Source organism: Blautia sp. HCN-1074, from assembly GCF_037890165.1.
GTDB lineage: Bacteria > Bacillota > Clostridia > Lachnospirales > Lachnospiraceae > Blautia_A.
Map to the genome: position 1 here is coordinate 50,731 of NZ_JBBKBP010000003.1, position 14,367 is coordinate 65,097.

The window sequence follows — 14,367 nt, forward strand, 5'->3', positions numbered from 1 at the left end:
TGTGCTGTGGTTATTACTTCATTCGTTTTCTTAATATTCGGCGATAATTTGTTTCTCCCTTTGGTGCGTCCTGTATAATTTCCAACACACCATCTTCAAGCATTTTATCAATGCGATTGGAAATCCATACATCACTAATTCCAAGTTGATATTTTCCTAAAACATTACCTATGACAATAGCCATTTTGAATTGCTCTGGCTGTTCCGCAATTTCACGAAGAATGAAACTATCATATATATCTTCTGAAACGCTTTGCAATTTACCATTTAACATTGCACGCAAAGGTGCATTTTCATTTTGAAGTTGATTCCATTTCATAGCACAAGCTGAAAGAAATACAGGATTAGCTTTCTCTTGTAGAGTTATATAGTTTCCCCATTCGCCAGGAGAGACCTCGCCCCATGCTATTTTGGATGTCATAGTATTTTCTTTTCCATATTCCCATGTAGGTAACTTAACCAAATAAATTGTTGTCTGGCAGTTTAAGGGTTGAAGTTGTTTCATAAGCCAATACATACCACAAAGCTCATCTGGATTATAGCTATACCAAATGCGAATTTCTTCCCCAGCTACATATCGTTCAATCACTGAGGTCAATGTAGTTTTAATTTTCTGTATTTTTTCTTCAACCTGATAATCTAAATCCTCTACAAAGCAGACAGACAGCATTTTCTTGAAAACATTTTTCCGCTGTTCGCCAATTCCATTATCAGAAATATCTCCCACACTAAGAGCCATATCAAAACAATAAACATCACAGCTCTTGCCTCCCAATGGAATAGCATTCTCCCAAGCAATGCGTTCTTGTTCCTGTGCTTGAAGCTTTGCTTTTTTCATTTCATCTGAAGATGGAACACTCCCGTCTTCATGCCTCATAAATATTGAAACAGCACTTCCTCTATACTTTCCCTTGCCGTAAGTTTGGGCAATTTTCAAACTTCCACAGGCACTTTCACCAAATACAATTTCAATCATCTTATATACCTCCGATTTAATTGCTCCCGTTATGAATAAATCATCTCATGCAAAACAATTTCTTCTGCCCGGTTATGAATGTTATTGCAACGCTGCACCCATTCCATTTGGTGGGTACGCTTCAATTCCTCGGTTACGCCCTCGGCAGTTTTCATCTGCTCCATGATGGTGTCTAACCGTTCCTGTGCCTGTTCGTTCAGGTCTGCAAGATATGTCCACAATTCCCCGGTCAGTATCAATGTATTCAATCTGGCTGGGTGGACTTCCCTTAAATATTCCCGGTGCATCCGTCCGTACTTTCCGATAGGGCGGTGTTCCTCCGGCAGTTTCAAGTCCGGGATGTAATAATCTCCGACAAGGATATAATCAATTCCGTTTTCCGTTATTCTTGGTTTCAATTCGCTCATGTTCCTTACCTCCTGTGGAAGCAGGCTCGTCTGGTACTAACTCAATCACATCGGTAATCTCACAATTCAGCGTTTCGCAGATACGGGCTAATGTATCCATGCTGATGTGCTTTCCCTCTTTGCTCATGTTGGCAATCATATTTGTTGTCATACCAGCGGCAAGCCTTAAATCCTCTTTTCTCATATCACGCTCTAACAGTGTGTGCCAGAGTGGCTTATAGCTGATGTGCATATTGTTTTCCTGCCTTTCTATCTATACCACCGGGGCGGCTGCCCCGGCAGGAACTTTTCTCTTATTATAGCACCAATCTTGTGAAATCACAATTTATTCTTGTAGCCTGCCGCTGATACCGTCTGGATTGTGCTTTTCCTTTCGTTTTTTGTTCCAACTAATTAGCCATGAACTGCTTGATCCCCTGGGACTTTGCTGATGTGCGATAAAGAAGTAATAGAAGTGTAAAAAATTTTGCCGTTCCTATCCGGCACTTAGCTCTTGTGTCGGATAGGTCGGACGGTTATTCGGGCAAGTCCACCTTGCCAACAAAAGAATAATAAATCTCAATGTCCTGTCTGCGGGTCTTGTTCTCGTCATAGCTGCACTCATGTACAACGATTTTCTCTACAAACTCCCGCAGCAGAGTAGGGGTAAGTTCTTCAAAGCTGGTATGCCGCCGAACAACATTCATAAACTTTTCTGCGTTCACGGTGGCTTCCTGTGCTTTGGAAAGCTCCGCTTGGATAGCGGCGGCTTTTTCTTTCAGTTCCCGTTGCTCTGCTTCATAGTCTGCCGACAGCTCTGTGAAACGCTCGTCTGATATGCGCCCGGTCACGCTGTCCTCATACAGCCGCTTGAAGATAGCGGATAACTCGGCTATGCGTTTCTCGGCGGCTTCCAGTTCCTTTTTCTTGGCGGCGTTCCTGCGCTTGCCCCCGTCCTCGTTCTGCTCAATCAAGAGCTTTATAAACCGGGCTTCATGCTTTGCCGCATAGCTGGTCACTTTCCGCAGATTGGATAGTACACCAGCGGTCAAGAGGTCGGTGCGGATAAAGTGCGCTGTACAGTCATGGGTGCGTTTCTTGTAGTTGCCGCAGATATAACAGTCCTGCTTGCGCTTGTCCGTCTGGTATCGCTGCTGATACATCACACTGCCGCAGTCTGCACAGAACAGTATGCCGGAGAACAAGCCCACTTCATCATAGCGGTTGGGGCGTTTGCGCTGCTTGCGAAGCTCCTGCACCCGTTCCCATGTTTGGGTGTCTATGATAGGCTCGTGGTGGTTCTCGAATATCGCTTGCTTTTCCTCCGGGTTTTCTACGCTGTGCTTGACTTTATAAGAGAGTTTTTCCGTCTTGAAGTTTACCAGGCAGCCCGTGTATTCCCGGTTTTCAAGGATATGCACAACGGTATTGGTTGCCCACTTGCACTCATAGCCGGGGTGGTAGCGGCGAGTGCTGCCCGTCCTGCGGTATTCCAGCGTCCCCGGCGTGGGGATTTGCTGCTCTGTGAGCATACGGGCTATCTTGGTCGGACCATTCCCGGCAAGGCAGAAATTGTATATCTGCTTGACTACGGGTGCAGCTTCCTCGTCAATGATGAAATTTTCGTCCTCGTCCATGAGGTAGCCATACACAGGCTTGCTTGTGATAGGCTTGCCACTCATGCCTTTTGAGCGTTTCACTGCTTTGATTTTCTTGCTCGTATCTCTCACCAGCCATTCGTTAAAGATATTCCGCAGCGGGGCAAAATCATTGTCGCCCTGTGCGCTGTCCACTCCGTCATTGATAGCGATGAAGCGGACACCTTTCTGTGGGAAAATCATTTCCGTGTACATTCCCACTTGCAGGTAGTTTCGCCCTAACCTCGACATATCCTTTACGATAACTGTCCCGACTTTTCCGGCTTCAATGTCCGCAAGCATGGCTTGAAAACCGGGTCTTTGAAAGTTCGCACCAGAATAACCGTCGTCCGTGTACCAGCGCAGATTGGAAAAGCCGTTCTGCTTTGCATAGGTTTCAAGGATACGCTTCTGATTGGAAATGGAATTGCTCTCGCCTTGCAGCTCGTCCTCATGGGAAAGTCTTGGGTAAAGGGCGGTAATTGGTTGTTGGTTGGTCTGTCTTAACATAAAATCCTCCGTTTCCGACAGCCAGCCCCACTATTCCGTACCTTGATTGTACCACATGGGGCGGCTGTCTGTATAGCGGCAAAAGCGTCAAATCTGCTTCTTTATGGTCGGTCAAATCGCCGTTTTTTGTGTAGTAGCTTCCGCTTCCAGCACTTTCATCATCTTGTCGGCTGCGGTGTCGGTTGCGCCCTGCTTGAAGAAGCCGGAAACGGTAAGGACGGAGTTGCCCATGCGGATTTCCGTTACACAGTCCGGGCGGCGGTCTGTTTTGGTGGTGCTTGTCTGTTTGGTTTCTGTCATAGGCTCTCCTTTCGCTGCTTCATCAGTTGCTTTAATCGTTCCAGCTTTTCCTGTGCGGTTTCCTTTCGGAAGTTGCTGCCCGTGAAGCGGACGGGGGCGCACATGGAAGTCAGCCTGTCATAGATACGGGCGTGGGGCGTGTCCTGCGGGTGCTGCAATTCCTCCAGCGTGAGGTTGGTCGTGGCGATCAGCGGCTTGCCGCTTCGGTAACGGCTGTCAATCACGCTATAAACCTGTTCCAGCCCGTATTCTGTCCCTCGCTCCATACCGAAATCATCAAGTATCAGCAGGGGGTAGCTGCAAAGGCGGGAATTATACTCATTCCTGCCCTCAAAGCTGGCGGCAAGGTCATTGAGTATTGTTGCAAAGTTTGTCATGCAGACGGCAACCTCTTTCTCCATAAGGGCGTTGGCGATACAGGCGGCAAGGTAGCTTTTTCCTGTCCCCACGCCGCCCCAGAACAGGTAGCCGATATTTTCAGCCTGCATGGTTTCCCAGCTCTCCACATAAAAACGGGCGGTTGCGGTCTGCGGGTTTCTGCCGTTGTCATGCTCAAATGTCCAGTTCCGCATAGCAGGGTCGGTAAAGCCCCGGCGTTTCAAGTCCTCCACTGTTTCAAGGTGCTTCTGTCGGCTTTCAGCGGCTTCCCGTTTTTCACGGGCTGCCCGCTGGCAGTCGCACTCTGTCGGGTGTCGGTCATGCCCTAACCATTGGGCGGTTTCTTTTGAAAAATAGGCTTCTTTGGGCGTATGGCACTTGCCGCAGTATAAAAGCCCGTCCTCGCCTGTGTAGTCCTCCGCTTCGGCGGTAGTGGCTGTAATGTCCGTAATCATAGCTTCAATCTCGTTTTTCATAAGCTCTCGCCCTCCTTGCATGAATAATCGGGTATGCCCTGTTTCGGGGCAGCCTTGCCTTTGGCAGCGTCCTCCTGCGCCCACTTGTAAATGGTGGCTGCATGGCTGTGGTACTGCTTCCCAGTGGAAGCGATATGGCAGGAAAGCCGGTCAATATAATACTCCCACTTGTCGGGCAGCTCTGTTTTCAGCCCGGAAAGCTCTGTATCGGTCAGTATCACATTGTTGTATCTGCCATAAGCAGCGGGGACGGGGTGTCCCGTTTCTCCCTCTCTCTCTTTTTCTATCTCTATCTCTTTCTCTAACTCTATCTCTGGTGGACGAATGTCGGACAAATGTCCGCCTTTTGTCCGGGGCGGTAAAAGTGCCTTGTTTTCCAGCCTTGCAGCCCGTTTTCTCTCGGCTTCGGTAGAGGACTGTCCTATCATCAGCTCAATGTCGGTCATATAGAAAGCCCCACTGTCAAGCTGCTCCACAAGCCCCAACTGCCGGAAAATCTCTAAAGCCCTCTCAACTGTCCCTATCTGATGGCGGGTCAGTGTCGCTATCATCTGTGCTGTGTAAGGGATATTCTCGTCAAGCTGCAACTTGCCGCCGTTTTTCAGCGATTTTAAGTACAGCTTCAAGAGAATATTGGAATATAAAATCCCGTCTTTCATATCTTCCAGCAGTACAATGGAGTCGCTGTCAAAAAAGTTCTCTTTCAGCTTGAGATAGTAATACTTGCGGTTATCTGCCATTGTCCCTGTCCTCCTTTTTCCGGCGTTTGGAGTAGTAGCGGGGGCAGAGTATGATAACCGCCCGGAAGCTCTGCTTGCAGCTATGGGTACAGCCCCGGCAGAGATCGTTATAGGTAATTCGTTTTCGGTGGTTGAGGAAAAAGCTCCATTCAAACCGCCGTTTGTTGCTCATGCGTGGCATTGGTACGCTCCTTTCTGCCGTTTCCGCTGGTGTGGCGGTATCGGCGGTAATTCTGTATCATCTCGGTATCATTTTCGGGGTTTTTCTGCCCTGTAAGCCCGTTAAAAAATCCTTTGGTATTGCGGATAGGGTACGGGGCAGCCCCCTTGTTCTGTATGGGTTCGGGTACATTTTGGGGCGGTTTTTATCGCTCCTGTTCCTGCTTTTTCACAGGATTGCGCTCCCGGCGTAAAATCTGGTCGATATTGCCCTTGACAGTCTGTAAGCGGCGGTATTCCTCCCGTTTTGCCCGGTAATCGTTGTAGCCGCTGTTTTTCTCTTTGATAAGGCTTTCAATCTCTGCTTGCAGGGCTTTATAGCTTGGCAGCTTGGAAATGCCGTTCTCCCTGAAATAACGGGCGGCTGCGTCTGCTATGATAAAGTCACTTTCGTGCTTCTGTCGGTAGGCTGCTTTTGCTTTGGCGTTTTTCTGCTGTTTCAGCCCGTCCCGGACAGGGCGGGTCTTGGAATAGGCAAGTACCTGCCGTTGCAGCTCCTTTTTCCCGTTCAGCGTCTTTTCCACCTGCTTCAGCTCTGTAAGGCTTTCCTGCATGGCGGCATAGGCGGCAGAACAGGCTTCGTCCAGTTCCTCCGGGGAAGAAAAGCCGTACTGCTGATAAGCGGTAACGGTAGCTGCCATTTGCTTTAGGTTGTGCTTTGCCGCCCAGCGGTCATAGCCCACGCCCTTGCCCTCGGCTCGCTTGGCTTCCCGGTCAACCATGCGCTGCAAGGTGTTGTCTGCCGGGGTGGTTTTTGCGGCTTTTTCCTCCCGCAAGCGTTCCTTTTGGGTGTGTGGGTATTCGGGTATGTCTGTGGTCTGTTCGGCGGCTCTGTGGGCGTTCTGCGTGAGCAGGGCAAGGACAGCAGCCTTGTCAAAATCGTCCCCCAGCTTCCGGGCTGTGATAGGCTTTGTCCTGTCCGGCGTGAGGTAGGAAAGCCGCCCCCGGCTCTCCTTGACGGTCACGCCCTCCCGCAGCAAAAGGGAAGAAAACTCGTCAAAGCTGGTAGCTTGGGAAAGTGCCTGCCGTATCGTCCGGCGCAGCTTCGCCTTGTCCGTTTCAAACTTGGTGGGCTTGGTCGGCTGTCCTGCGGCTTCTCTGGCAGCGTTCTCTTTATCAAGGGCAAGCTGCCCTTTCTTTGCCGCCCAGTATTCCCGTTCCGTTATCCGTTCCTTGCTGCCGTTCAAAAGATCGATTTGGTAAAGCCCCTCCCGGTGGCACATCTCCATGACTTCACTCTTGAAATATTCCATAGCGGCATTGGTGCAGCGGTGCTTGTAGCCCTCCCGTGTGTCGGCTGGTCTGTCCATGTAGGGCAGAAGCGGGACTTCATAAATCCGCAGGGAGTTGAGGACGATATGCACATGGATATTGCCGCTGTGGTTATGCCCGTCCGGGTGGGTGCATACAAGGGCTTGGTGTCCGGGGAAATGCTCTTTACAGAACTTCTCGCCCAGCTCCTGCGCCCGGTCTACGGTCAAGCCGTTGTCTGTCCCGTCCCGTGGGTCAAAGCTGATGATATAGTGGTGGCTTTTCACATCTTCCCGTTTTTGGTTTTTCTCATAGCGAAGATTGGCTCGCATACAGGCAACGGCGAAATCTTCGTCCCCGCAGTTGATGGAAGAAATGCGGTAATCCTCCCTCGGTATCAGCCGCCCGTTTTCATCAAGAGTGGGCTTCATGGTAAACTCGTCATGCTCAAATGTGAGATAGGCTTCCGCTGCGCCATAGTCGGCATTTTTAGAGCTGATATGTTTGAATGTTGCCAACAGCGTCACCCACTTTCTGCAAAACTTCAAACTTTAGGGCAGCAAGGTCGGAAACCGCCGCCCGTACCTCCCCGGCAAGCTGCGGGTAGGGGCTGTGCCACTCGTTCAGCGTCCGGGCTATCTGGTTTAAGTTGCCGCCGATCCTGCCGTATTCGGCGGTCAGTTTCCCGACAGCGGCAAGCAGCTCGTCATTGACAGGAGAAACGGTTATGATGGGGCGTATGGCTGCCCCGGTTATGGCTTGCCGGATAAACTCGGCTTGGCTCATGTTGTAAGCAGAAAGCCGTTGGGCAAACTCGGCGTATTCTTCCTCGGTCATGCGTGTTTTGACTACCCGGCTGCGGTGCGGTGTGTTGTATCGTTTTCGCATGGTAAAACCTCCTTTCTGTGCGTGGTGTCCTCTCACTAATAGGAGAAAAACGGGGTGTGAAGCGGAACTGTTTTTGAAAAATCCGAAAAAATATTTTGAAGGATTTTTAAGCGGCGCAAGCCGCATAAGCAGGGTTTGGGGAAGGCACTCCCCAACAAGATTCCCGCAGGGGCAAAATGAGCGAAAAGCGAATTTTGGTACTGCGGTAGAATCTTGCTCTAAGAAACTGCCGGACTGCCGTTCACTTCCTACTGCCACTTTTTCAGAAAATCTATAACCAGCTTTTTCATAAAAGGCTGCGGGCTGGCGTTCTTCCTCTTACTCCCTACAACACCGCAAAAAGCAAAAATGACGGACTTTCCGGCAAGAACTTTTCCGGCGGCTCGGTCTTTCCCGACAATAAGGCGTTTCGGAAGCTGCGTTTTGCCCGCTGTCTAAAAAAATGGCAGCCTTTTTAGCTTCAATGTCTAATACGGAACTTTTGGAAATTTGCCAAAAATGGGCGCAAAAAAAGCAGCAAATCTTTTTCGGATTTACTGCTTCATGTGCTGCTGCGGGGCGGCGGGATATTCAGTTTTTATGTTATCGGTCAAGCCGGAACTTGAACAGGCTTTCAATCAGCTTTGTTCTGATGTAGTCCTCCATATCAGAATTATAATAGCCGTTCATTTTGGAGAAATAGCGGATATACCCGGCATATCGGTCAAGGACAGCTTGTATCGCTATGGGGTCGCCCTCATGTGCTTTTATTATCGTGTCATAGGGGAGAAGTAGGCTACTCATGGGACAGCACCTCCATTTCTTCATGCAGCATTTGCAAGGCACTGTGTATGTGATGCCACGCCGTACTCCGGCAGCGTCCGTACAGTTCCCCGATTTCCTGCTGTGTGTAACGCCCGAAAAAATAAAGGTAAATGATTTCCCTCTTTTTCTCTGGCAGAGAGGACAGGGCTTCGGCAAGATTTCCATTTGTGAGGATAACCCTCTGACCGCATATCGTAACAGGGTATTGCTTGTAAGGGTCTATGAAATATGTGTCTGACGTACAAAATGGATAAAACTTTTCTTCTGTGAGATATTCAAAGGATATTTCCCTTTGCCGCCGTTTATCCCTGTCACGCCATGCGTTGATTGCTGCATAGTGTATGACAACTCTGCAAAAGGCATTAAAGGTGTACTCGATATGCTCCTTATATGCTTCTGTGCAAGGCATAAATAGTTCCCCCTTTCTCCCACATAATACGGCGTATGGTTTATAAGACACTTGTTATTTCAAGGTTTCTACTGTGAATGAAGCAGAATTGCCCGAATTATTATCCCGTAAAAGTTTTTGTGCTTCCGCTTCGGAAATTTCCTTAATCTCCATAACTCCATTTTCACTATTTTCAGCAATGGAAAGATATATACTGCCACTGTTATTAAAATAGATGATGGGTTTTTTAGTATCAATGAATATACCAATTATCTGGTCGTTGTAGTACCAATACCCATCTTTTGGGTGATAAACTATGCCATAGGATTCATAATCTTGGAGCGTATTCATGTTTTCTGTCTTATCTCCAGATTCCATGCTGTAAGATTCATGATTTCTAATCATATCTCCATTTTCTGTAGAAGTGCCAGCGGGCATTGATTTAAGTCCTGAATTTTCATACTTTTCTGTATGCCTGTCATAAACTTCTTTTGTGCATTCCCGAATACCAATAAGTTTATCGTTTGTATCCCGTTCCGCTTCAATATCCACTGTTCCCGTAAAGAAATTGGTAAAACTTGCGCCGCCCACTGGGTCATTAAAAAATCGGACAACATTTCCCTTGTAAGTGTAGCACTTGCTATTCTTATCATAAATCAATCCATATTCTTCATATATCCCATAGTCAATATTACCGCCGGGCAGTTCTGCCGCCGTATCGTAATCTGAAGCATTCTCGGAAGCATGTATTGGTTTGTACTCCTGTTCTTCAAAAATTGGATTATTATTAGCTTGGGCGGAAGTTGCAAATGCTGTAGCTACCCCGACAACAATCAGACACGCCAGTACCAGCGAAAAAATAGTTGTTTTTTTTGTTTTCATAATAGCAGTTATCCTTTCTTCGATAGCATTTTTACTAAAGCTGTTACAAAATGGCAATAGCCCACTTTTCGTTGCTTCCATGTTGATAAGCATTAGCGAATAGGCAGATTTTGATTTTTCTCCAAATTGTCGTATGACGCTTTCATCACAAGCCAGTTCTATATCACGGTTAAAAAGAATATACATCACCCACACAAAGGGGTTGAACCAATGAATACAAAGGGCAAGTGTCGCAATCAGCTTTGTTACAGTATCATAGCGATAAATATGCACATATTCATGTGAGAGGACATATTGCAGTTGTTTTTCATTTTTCCAGTCCATTTTTTTCGGCACCAAAATAACAGGACGGAAAATGCCATAAGTTAATGGGGCGGAAATCCTATCAGATTGCTTTACCAAAATTGGACGTTTCAATGGGCGTTCCGCCAGCCACTTTTCTACATAATGGTTGTGGACGGGTAAAGCTGTCCGAAATTCAATCAGACAACGCAAATAGGATATTACAAAAAACAATGCGATAAGTATTATTCCTGCACACCATACAATAAACCACATGGAAACAGATGATAAAATATTCTCTGGCGGCTGTTCTGCTCCCTGTGTCGTAACAAACAGCCCTTGCATAGTGGGAATGTTGTAATCTGTTCCAGCTTCCGGCAATGTTGTAGAAGATATGCTATGAGTTACCAACGTATAAACACTAAACATTGACGGAATCGAAAACGGGATAAGCAGTCTTAATATCACCAATTCCCATAAAACAAGAAAAGTCTTTTTCGGCAGTTTATTGATTGCCACCGCACGGATAATCACTACCGCAGTAATGAAAGCAGCCCCCGAAAAGCTCATTTGCAGTAAATTCATTTACACCACCTCATTCCAAATCTTCCACAATCTGCTTGAGCTTCTGAATCTGTTCAGCGGAAAGCTTTTTTCTGCCTAACAGGGCTGCAAACAGTTTGTCAACTGAACCGTCATAAATCTTGTCAACCAATTCTTTTGTTTCCGCTTCCTGTACTTCTTCTTTGGGAATAAGGGCATGGCACATGAAATTAGGCTCGGAACGTTCAATCGCCCCTTTTTTGATACACCTTTTTATCAGTGTGTAGGTAGTATTCATGTTCCAGCCAATTTCTTTTTTCAGAACGTCGGATATGTGTTTTGCAGTGGTGTCGCCCTCGTTCCAAAGCACACACATTACTTTCAATTCTGAATCGAAAAGTTTAATATCCATTTGTTTCCTCCTTTCCACAAGACCGCAGTAGTTTCTGCTTGATTACACATTACACCTTTCTTAATCGGTTGTCAACACTACCGCAGTAGTGTTAAGAAAAAAATTCATAATTTATTTTCTTGAATAGATAATGAAATGAGAGGGCTTCCGCAACAGTCGGCACTGTGCGTAATGTGCATAACTTGCTATCTTATGGAGTTGTGGGAAAGTCCGTTTGCAGAATGTGGGAAAGCTGCTCTTTAGCTTTTCCATGTTCTGTGAACGGACTTTTCCATAACGGAATAGCAAGTTATACACATTTCCATGGTGCTTGTCGTTTGCTCTTTGGTTCGGAATAGTGTGGTGCTGGCGGTCTATCTCTTGTTTTCGGTTGTTTGCTTCTTTACTGTACATGAGCATTTGCACCTGGGTTGTCGTTTCCATATCCTTCTAACAGGTTAATAACACCCCATACTGCAAGTCCTGCTCCGATTGCCACCACTAGTGTCTGTAAAATATTGATTGCCTGATTAAAAAACGCCATATTCGTTGTCTCCTTTCAAATCTCTGTATTTCTTTGGTTTCTATCTTTAAGAAGTCTTTTCCGGCTCTGCCCTTACGGGCGGCCTTTCATGATCTCTCAAATCCATCACCTCCCAAAAGGGCAAAGAAAAAAGAGCTATGTGTCCGAATCTTTCACATGCTCTGCTTCCTTGTTTTCTGTATTTAATTCTTTTGCCAGACTCTCTTCCGAAAACTCATACAGGTCAAATTCCTGTGTCCTCGTCAGTTTCACTTCCATCCGATGCCGCATATACGCTTCCACATCAAACTCATTTTTCTTATCGTAGTCTGACAGCTCCTTATACCGTTTGTGTTTGGTAATATCGAACTTGTCACTGAAAAATGGTCTTACACCTCGAAGCTGCAAGATACATTTGCTGCCATCCATGACCGCAAGTTCGTCCCGGCTCATCAATTCCTTTCCTGTTTTTTGATAGTTCATCCCGTAAGAACGGCTCTGTCCACGGGTGTCCGAAGTGTTATATAAATCAATCGTTTCTTTTCCCAGCGTCTCGGAAATCTCCTTTAAGGTCGAACTTTCCTTACCGCCAAGGAATAACATCGTGTCGCAGTTACCTAAGATTGTCTCAGCTGCATCTTTGTAGATCGTCTTTAACTGGGACTGCGACTGGAGGATAATGGATGCAGAGATTTCCCTGCTACGGATGGTGGCGATCAGCTTGTCAAACTTTGGAATCTGACCGATATTTGCGAACTCGTCACAGAGGATTCTGACATGATATGGCAATCTTCCATGATGTACATCGTCCGCTCTGTCACATAACAGGTTGAATAACTGGCTGTACATCATCGCCACAACAAAGTTAAAGGTATCATCCGTATCAGAAATGATAATAAACAGTGCTGTCCTCTGGTCACCTACCATATCCAATTCCATCTCATCATAGCTCATGATCTCACGAAGCTCTGCAATGTCAAACGGTGCAAGCCTTGCACCACAGGAAATCAAAATACTCTTTGCTGTTTTTCCTGCCGCCAGTTTATATTTCTTATACTGACGCACCGCAAAATGCTCCGGTTCTTCCTTTTCCAGTTCCTCAAACAGCATATCTACTGCATTTTTAAATGTCTCATCATCTTCCCTTGTTTCCGAAGCGTTGATAAACTCAAGCAGGGTCGCAAAGTTCTGTTCTTCTTCCGGTGCTTCATACCAGATATAGCCGATCAGGGCACAGTACAGAAGCCTCTCTGCTTTCGTCCAGAAATCCTCACTGGACTTCTCGCCTTCCCCTTTCGTGTTCACCATGATCGTATTTACCAGTTTCAAAATATCCTTTTCCGAATGGATATAGTGGAAGGGGTTATAATGCATACTCTTGGAAAAATTGATCGTATTCAATACTTTCACTTTATATCCATGCCGTACCAGCATCTTTCCGCACTCAATGATGATCGTCCCTTTCGGGTCCGTGACCACATAACTGATGTATTTTCCCATCTGCATCAAGTTGGGTTTTACATAAAAACGTGTCTTTCCTGAGCCAGATCCGCCAATCACGATCACGTTCTTGTTCCTCGCAAATTTCGGATTCTTTGGTCTGCCATTCATGGTCAGCCGTTCCGTCATGGTCAGCAGGATATTGTTTTCAAATACCGGGTCGATAAAGGGTGCAATGTCTTTTGCCGTCCCCCATCTTGCCGAACCATACTCCACTCCCTGCCGGAACTTTTTGGCATTTTTTCCTTTCATGTAGACCATGAGCTTCACTGCCACGGCTCCAGTAATCCCAACCAGCAATTCATTTTTATGCATACTTGGGAGAATCCTGCTAAATGCCATCTGGAAATTTAAGATCAGTACCATCAGTCTTTCTATCATGGAATCACCTACACAGTATTGATATAACCATGCCAGCTTATTTCCCACATAAAAGATCACGATATATGGAAGATTCATCAGAACAATCCGAAGCAGCTTATGTACATCCACCGGCGGTAATCTCTCCAGGTATCCTTTTCCTACACCAAGCAACTTCTGTAATCTGCTCATAATGACGGCTCCTTCTCCTTTCCTTTTGTTTTCTCCAGTTCCCTGTGCTTTGCAAGCGATTTGGTGATTGCCTGCTGTAACTTCTTCCTCACAGATGGTTTTTTGTCCTTATTCAGAGACTTGCCCGTGTATTCCTTAAAAGCGGCAGTCATCACATCAGCATCCCTTGCCTTAAAGAACACATAGTATCTTGGCGGGTCCGCAGTCACATCTTTTTTCAGGCTGAAATCAATGCTGTACTTCTTTGCTACCCGTTCAAAAGACTTGATGTTTCCATCTGTGATCTCAATGTTGGACAGCTGTACATTCTGCTTCATCAGCTTATCAAGGCTCTGTTTTCCCTTGTAGGTCTTAGCCTCCTTTTCCTTCTGGGGCTGCTTCTGGTTTGTTTTCTGTCCCTGCTGTTTTTTCTCCTGCTCCATCTTTGCAAGAGCCTTTACCATGGCAGCTTTCAGCAAGTTGGCAGTGACCTTGCCACAGCGGATACAAAGTGAGACTGTTTTCTCATTCACTTCATCCTGCAATCACACCACGCCCTTTCTTCTCTCACTGCTGTCTTATCCTCATTTATCACATTGCTGCTCCTTTCCTCTCTTTTCTGCCAGTTTCATATATTCTTTTTCTGATTCCGCCCCCACTTTGATACAGCACCAAAGGACAAATCCATATACCAGAAATACTGCAGCCGCAGCAACGATCAATACTGTTTTTGTCATCTTCTTTTCTCCCTTCACATCTCTT

At 46.5% G+C, this 14,367-nt stretch carries 18 protein-coding genes and 1 pseudogene; all 19 read right to left on the bottom strand.

Annotated features, from left to right (window positions below; genetic code table 11):
• Nucleotides 1–13: 13 nt before the first annotated feature.
• The 19 genes and pseudogenes from WKT11_RS04110 to WKT11_RS04195 all read right to left on the bottom strand — a co-directional run bounded on the left by WKT11_RS04110 (nucleotide 14) and on the right by WKT11_RS04195 (nucleotide 14,342).
• The gene (locus WKT11_RS04110; protein WP_340282748.1) at nucleotides 14–976 is read right to left on the bottom strand and encodes a DUF3658 domain-containing protein; all 963 of its coding nucleotides are present in this window, start codon (nucleotides 974–976) and stop codon (nucleotides 14–16) included.
• 29 nt (nucleotides 977–1,005) lie between these two features.
• Nucleotides 1,006–1,383: a TnpV protein gene (locus WKT11_RS04115; RefSeq protein WP_005927690.1), complete on the bottom strand. Its 378-nt coding sequence runs from the start codon at nucleotides 1,381–1,383 to the stop codon at nucleotides 1,006–1,008.
• Entirely contained in the window at nucleotides 1,343–1,615 is a 273-nt protein-coding gene (locus tag WKT11_RS04120) for a helix-turn-helix domain-containing protein (RefSeq protein WP_002593556.1), read from the bottom strand. Before WKT11_RS04120 ends, WKT11_RS04115 begins: the two co-directional genes overlap by 41 nt.
• Before the next feature lie 163 nt (nucleotides 1,616–1,778).
• A pseudogene (locus WKT11_RS19960) lies at nucleotides 1,779–1,862 on the bottom strand (Maff2 family mobile element protein); the annotation flags it as partial.
• 36 nt (nucleotides 1,863–1,898) lie between these two features.
• The gene (locus WKT11_RS04125; RefSeq protein WP_055222985.1) at nucleotides 1,899–3,509 is read right to left on the bottom strand and encodes a recombinase family protein; all 1,611 of its coding nucleotides are present in this window, start codon (nucleotides 3,507–3,509) and stop codon (nucleotides 1,899–1,901) included.
• 111 nt (nucleotides 3,510–3,620) lie between these two features.
• Nucleotides 3,621–3,809: a transposon-encoded TnpW family protein gene (locus WKT11_RS04130; RefSeq protein ID WP_118411736.1), complete on the bottom strand. Its 189-nt coding sequence runs from the start codon at nucleotides 3,807–3,809 to the stop codon at nucleotides 3,621–3,623.
• Entirely contained in the window at nucleotides 3,806–4,663 is an 858-nt protein-coding gene (locus WKT11_RS04135) for an ATP-binding protein (RefSeq protein WP_118411737.1), read from the bottom strand. The genes WKT11_RS04130 and WKT11_RS04135 overlap by 4 nt, the downstream gene beginning before the upstream one ends.
• A complete protein-coding gene (locus tag WKT11_RS04140) occupies nucleotides 4,660–5,403 on the bottom strand; it encodes a phage replisome organizer N-terminal domain-containing protein (RefSeq protein ID WP_340282752.1) in 744 nt (247 codons plus the stop codon). The genes WKT11_RS04135 and WKT11_RS04140 overlap by 4 nt, the downstream gene beginning before the upstream one ends.
• Nucleotides 5,393–5,584 carry a hypothetical protein gene (locus tag WKT11_RS04145; protein WP_340282754.1) on the bottom strand — a complete coding sequence of 64 codons (192 nt, stop codon included), beginning with the start codon at nucleotides 5,582–5,584 and terminating at the stop codon, nucleotides 5,393–5,395. Before WKT11_RS04145 ends, WKT11_RS04140 begins: the two co-directional genes overlap by 11 nt.
• 184 nt (nucleotides 5,585–5,768) lie before the next feature.
• Complete coding sequence (locus tag WKT11_RS04150; RefSeq protein WP_340282756.1) at nucleotides 5,769–7,391, bottom strand: relaxase/mobilization nuclease domain-containing protein; 1,623 nt, start codon at nucleotides 7,389–7,391, stop codon at nucleotides 5,769–5,771.
• Nucleotides 7,363–7,761: a plasmid mobilization protein gene (locus WKT11_RS04155; protein ID WP_025486349.1), complete on the bottom strand. Its 399-nt coding sequence runs from the start codon at nucleotides 7,759–7,761 to the stop codon at nucleotides 7,363–7,365. Before WKT11_RS04155 ends, WKT11_RS04150 begins: the two co-directional genes overlap by 29 nt.
• Nucleotides 7,762–8,343: 582 nt before the next feature.
• Nucleotides 8,344–8,544 carry a helix-turn-helix domain-containing protein gene (locus WKT11_RS04160; protein ID WP_015536790.1) on the bottom strand — a complete coding sequence of 67 codons (201 nt, stop codon included), beginning with the start codon at nucleotides 8,542–8,544 and terminating at the stop codon, nucleotides 8,344–8,346.
• Nucleotides 8,537–8,974: an RNA polymerase sigma factor gene (locus tag WKT11_RS04165; protein WP_015536791.1), complete on the bottom strand. Its 438-nt coding sequence runs from the start codon at nucleotides 8,972–8,974 to the stop codon at nucleotides 8,537–8,539. Before WKT11_RS04165 ends, WKT11_RS04160 begins: the two co-directional genes overlap by 8 nt.
• 54 nt (nucleotides 8,975–9,028) lie before the next feature.
• Nucleotides 9,029–10,702 (bottom strand): M56 family metallopeptidase, encoded by a 1,674-nt coding sequence (locus WKT11_RS04170; RefSeq protein ID WP_020993729.1) that lies wholly within the window; start codon nucleotides 10,700–10,702, stop codon nucleotides 9,029–9,031.
• A 10-nt stretch (nucleotides 10,703–10,712) separates the two neighbouring features.
• Nucleotides 10,713–11,072 carry a BlaI/MecI/CopY family transcriptional regulator gene (locus WKT11_RS04175; protein ID WP_008704785.1) on the bottom strand — a complete coding sequence of 120 codons (360 nt, stop codon included), beginning with the start codon at nucleotides 11,070–11,072 and terminating at the stop codon, nucleotides 10,713–10,715.
• Nucleotides 11,073–11,454: 382 nt separating this feature from the next.
• Nucleotides 11,455–11,595: a Maff2 family mobile element protein gene (locus WKT11_RS04180; protein WP_118410884.1), complete on the bottom strand. Its 141-nt coding sequence runs from the start codon at nucleotides 11,593–11,595 to the stop codon at nucleotides 11,455–11,457.
• A 135-nt stretch (nucleotides 11,596–11,730) separates the two neighbouring features.
• Nucleotides 11,731–13,626 carry a VirD4-like conjugal transfer protein, CD1115 family gene (locus WKT11_RS04185; protein ID WP_117802101.1) on the bottom strand — a complete coding sequence of 632 codons (1,896 nt, stop codon included), beginning with the start codon at nucleotides 13,624–13,626 and terminating at the stop codon, nucleotides 11,731–11,733.
• Nucleotides 13,623–14,150 carry a PcfB family protein gene (locus WKT11_RS04190; protein ID WP_118037319.1) on the bottom strand — a complete coding sequence of 176 codons (528 nt, stop codon included), beginning with the start codon at nucleotides 14,148–14,150 and terminating at the stop codon, nucleotides 13,623–13,625. Before WKT11_RS04190 ends, WKT11_RS04185 begins: the two co-directional genes overlap by 4 nt.
• A gap of 39 nt (nucleotides 14,151–14,189) precedes the next feature.
• The gene (locus WKT11_RS04195) at nucleotides 14,190–14,342 is read right to left on the bottom strand and encodes a hypothetical protein (protein ID WP_004612794.1); all 153 of its coding nucleotides are present in this window, start codon (nucleotides 14,340–14,342) and stop codon (nucleotides 14,190–14,192) included.
• Nucleotides 14,343–14,367 lie beyond the last annotated feature (25 nt).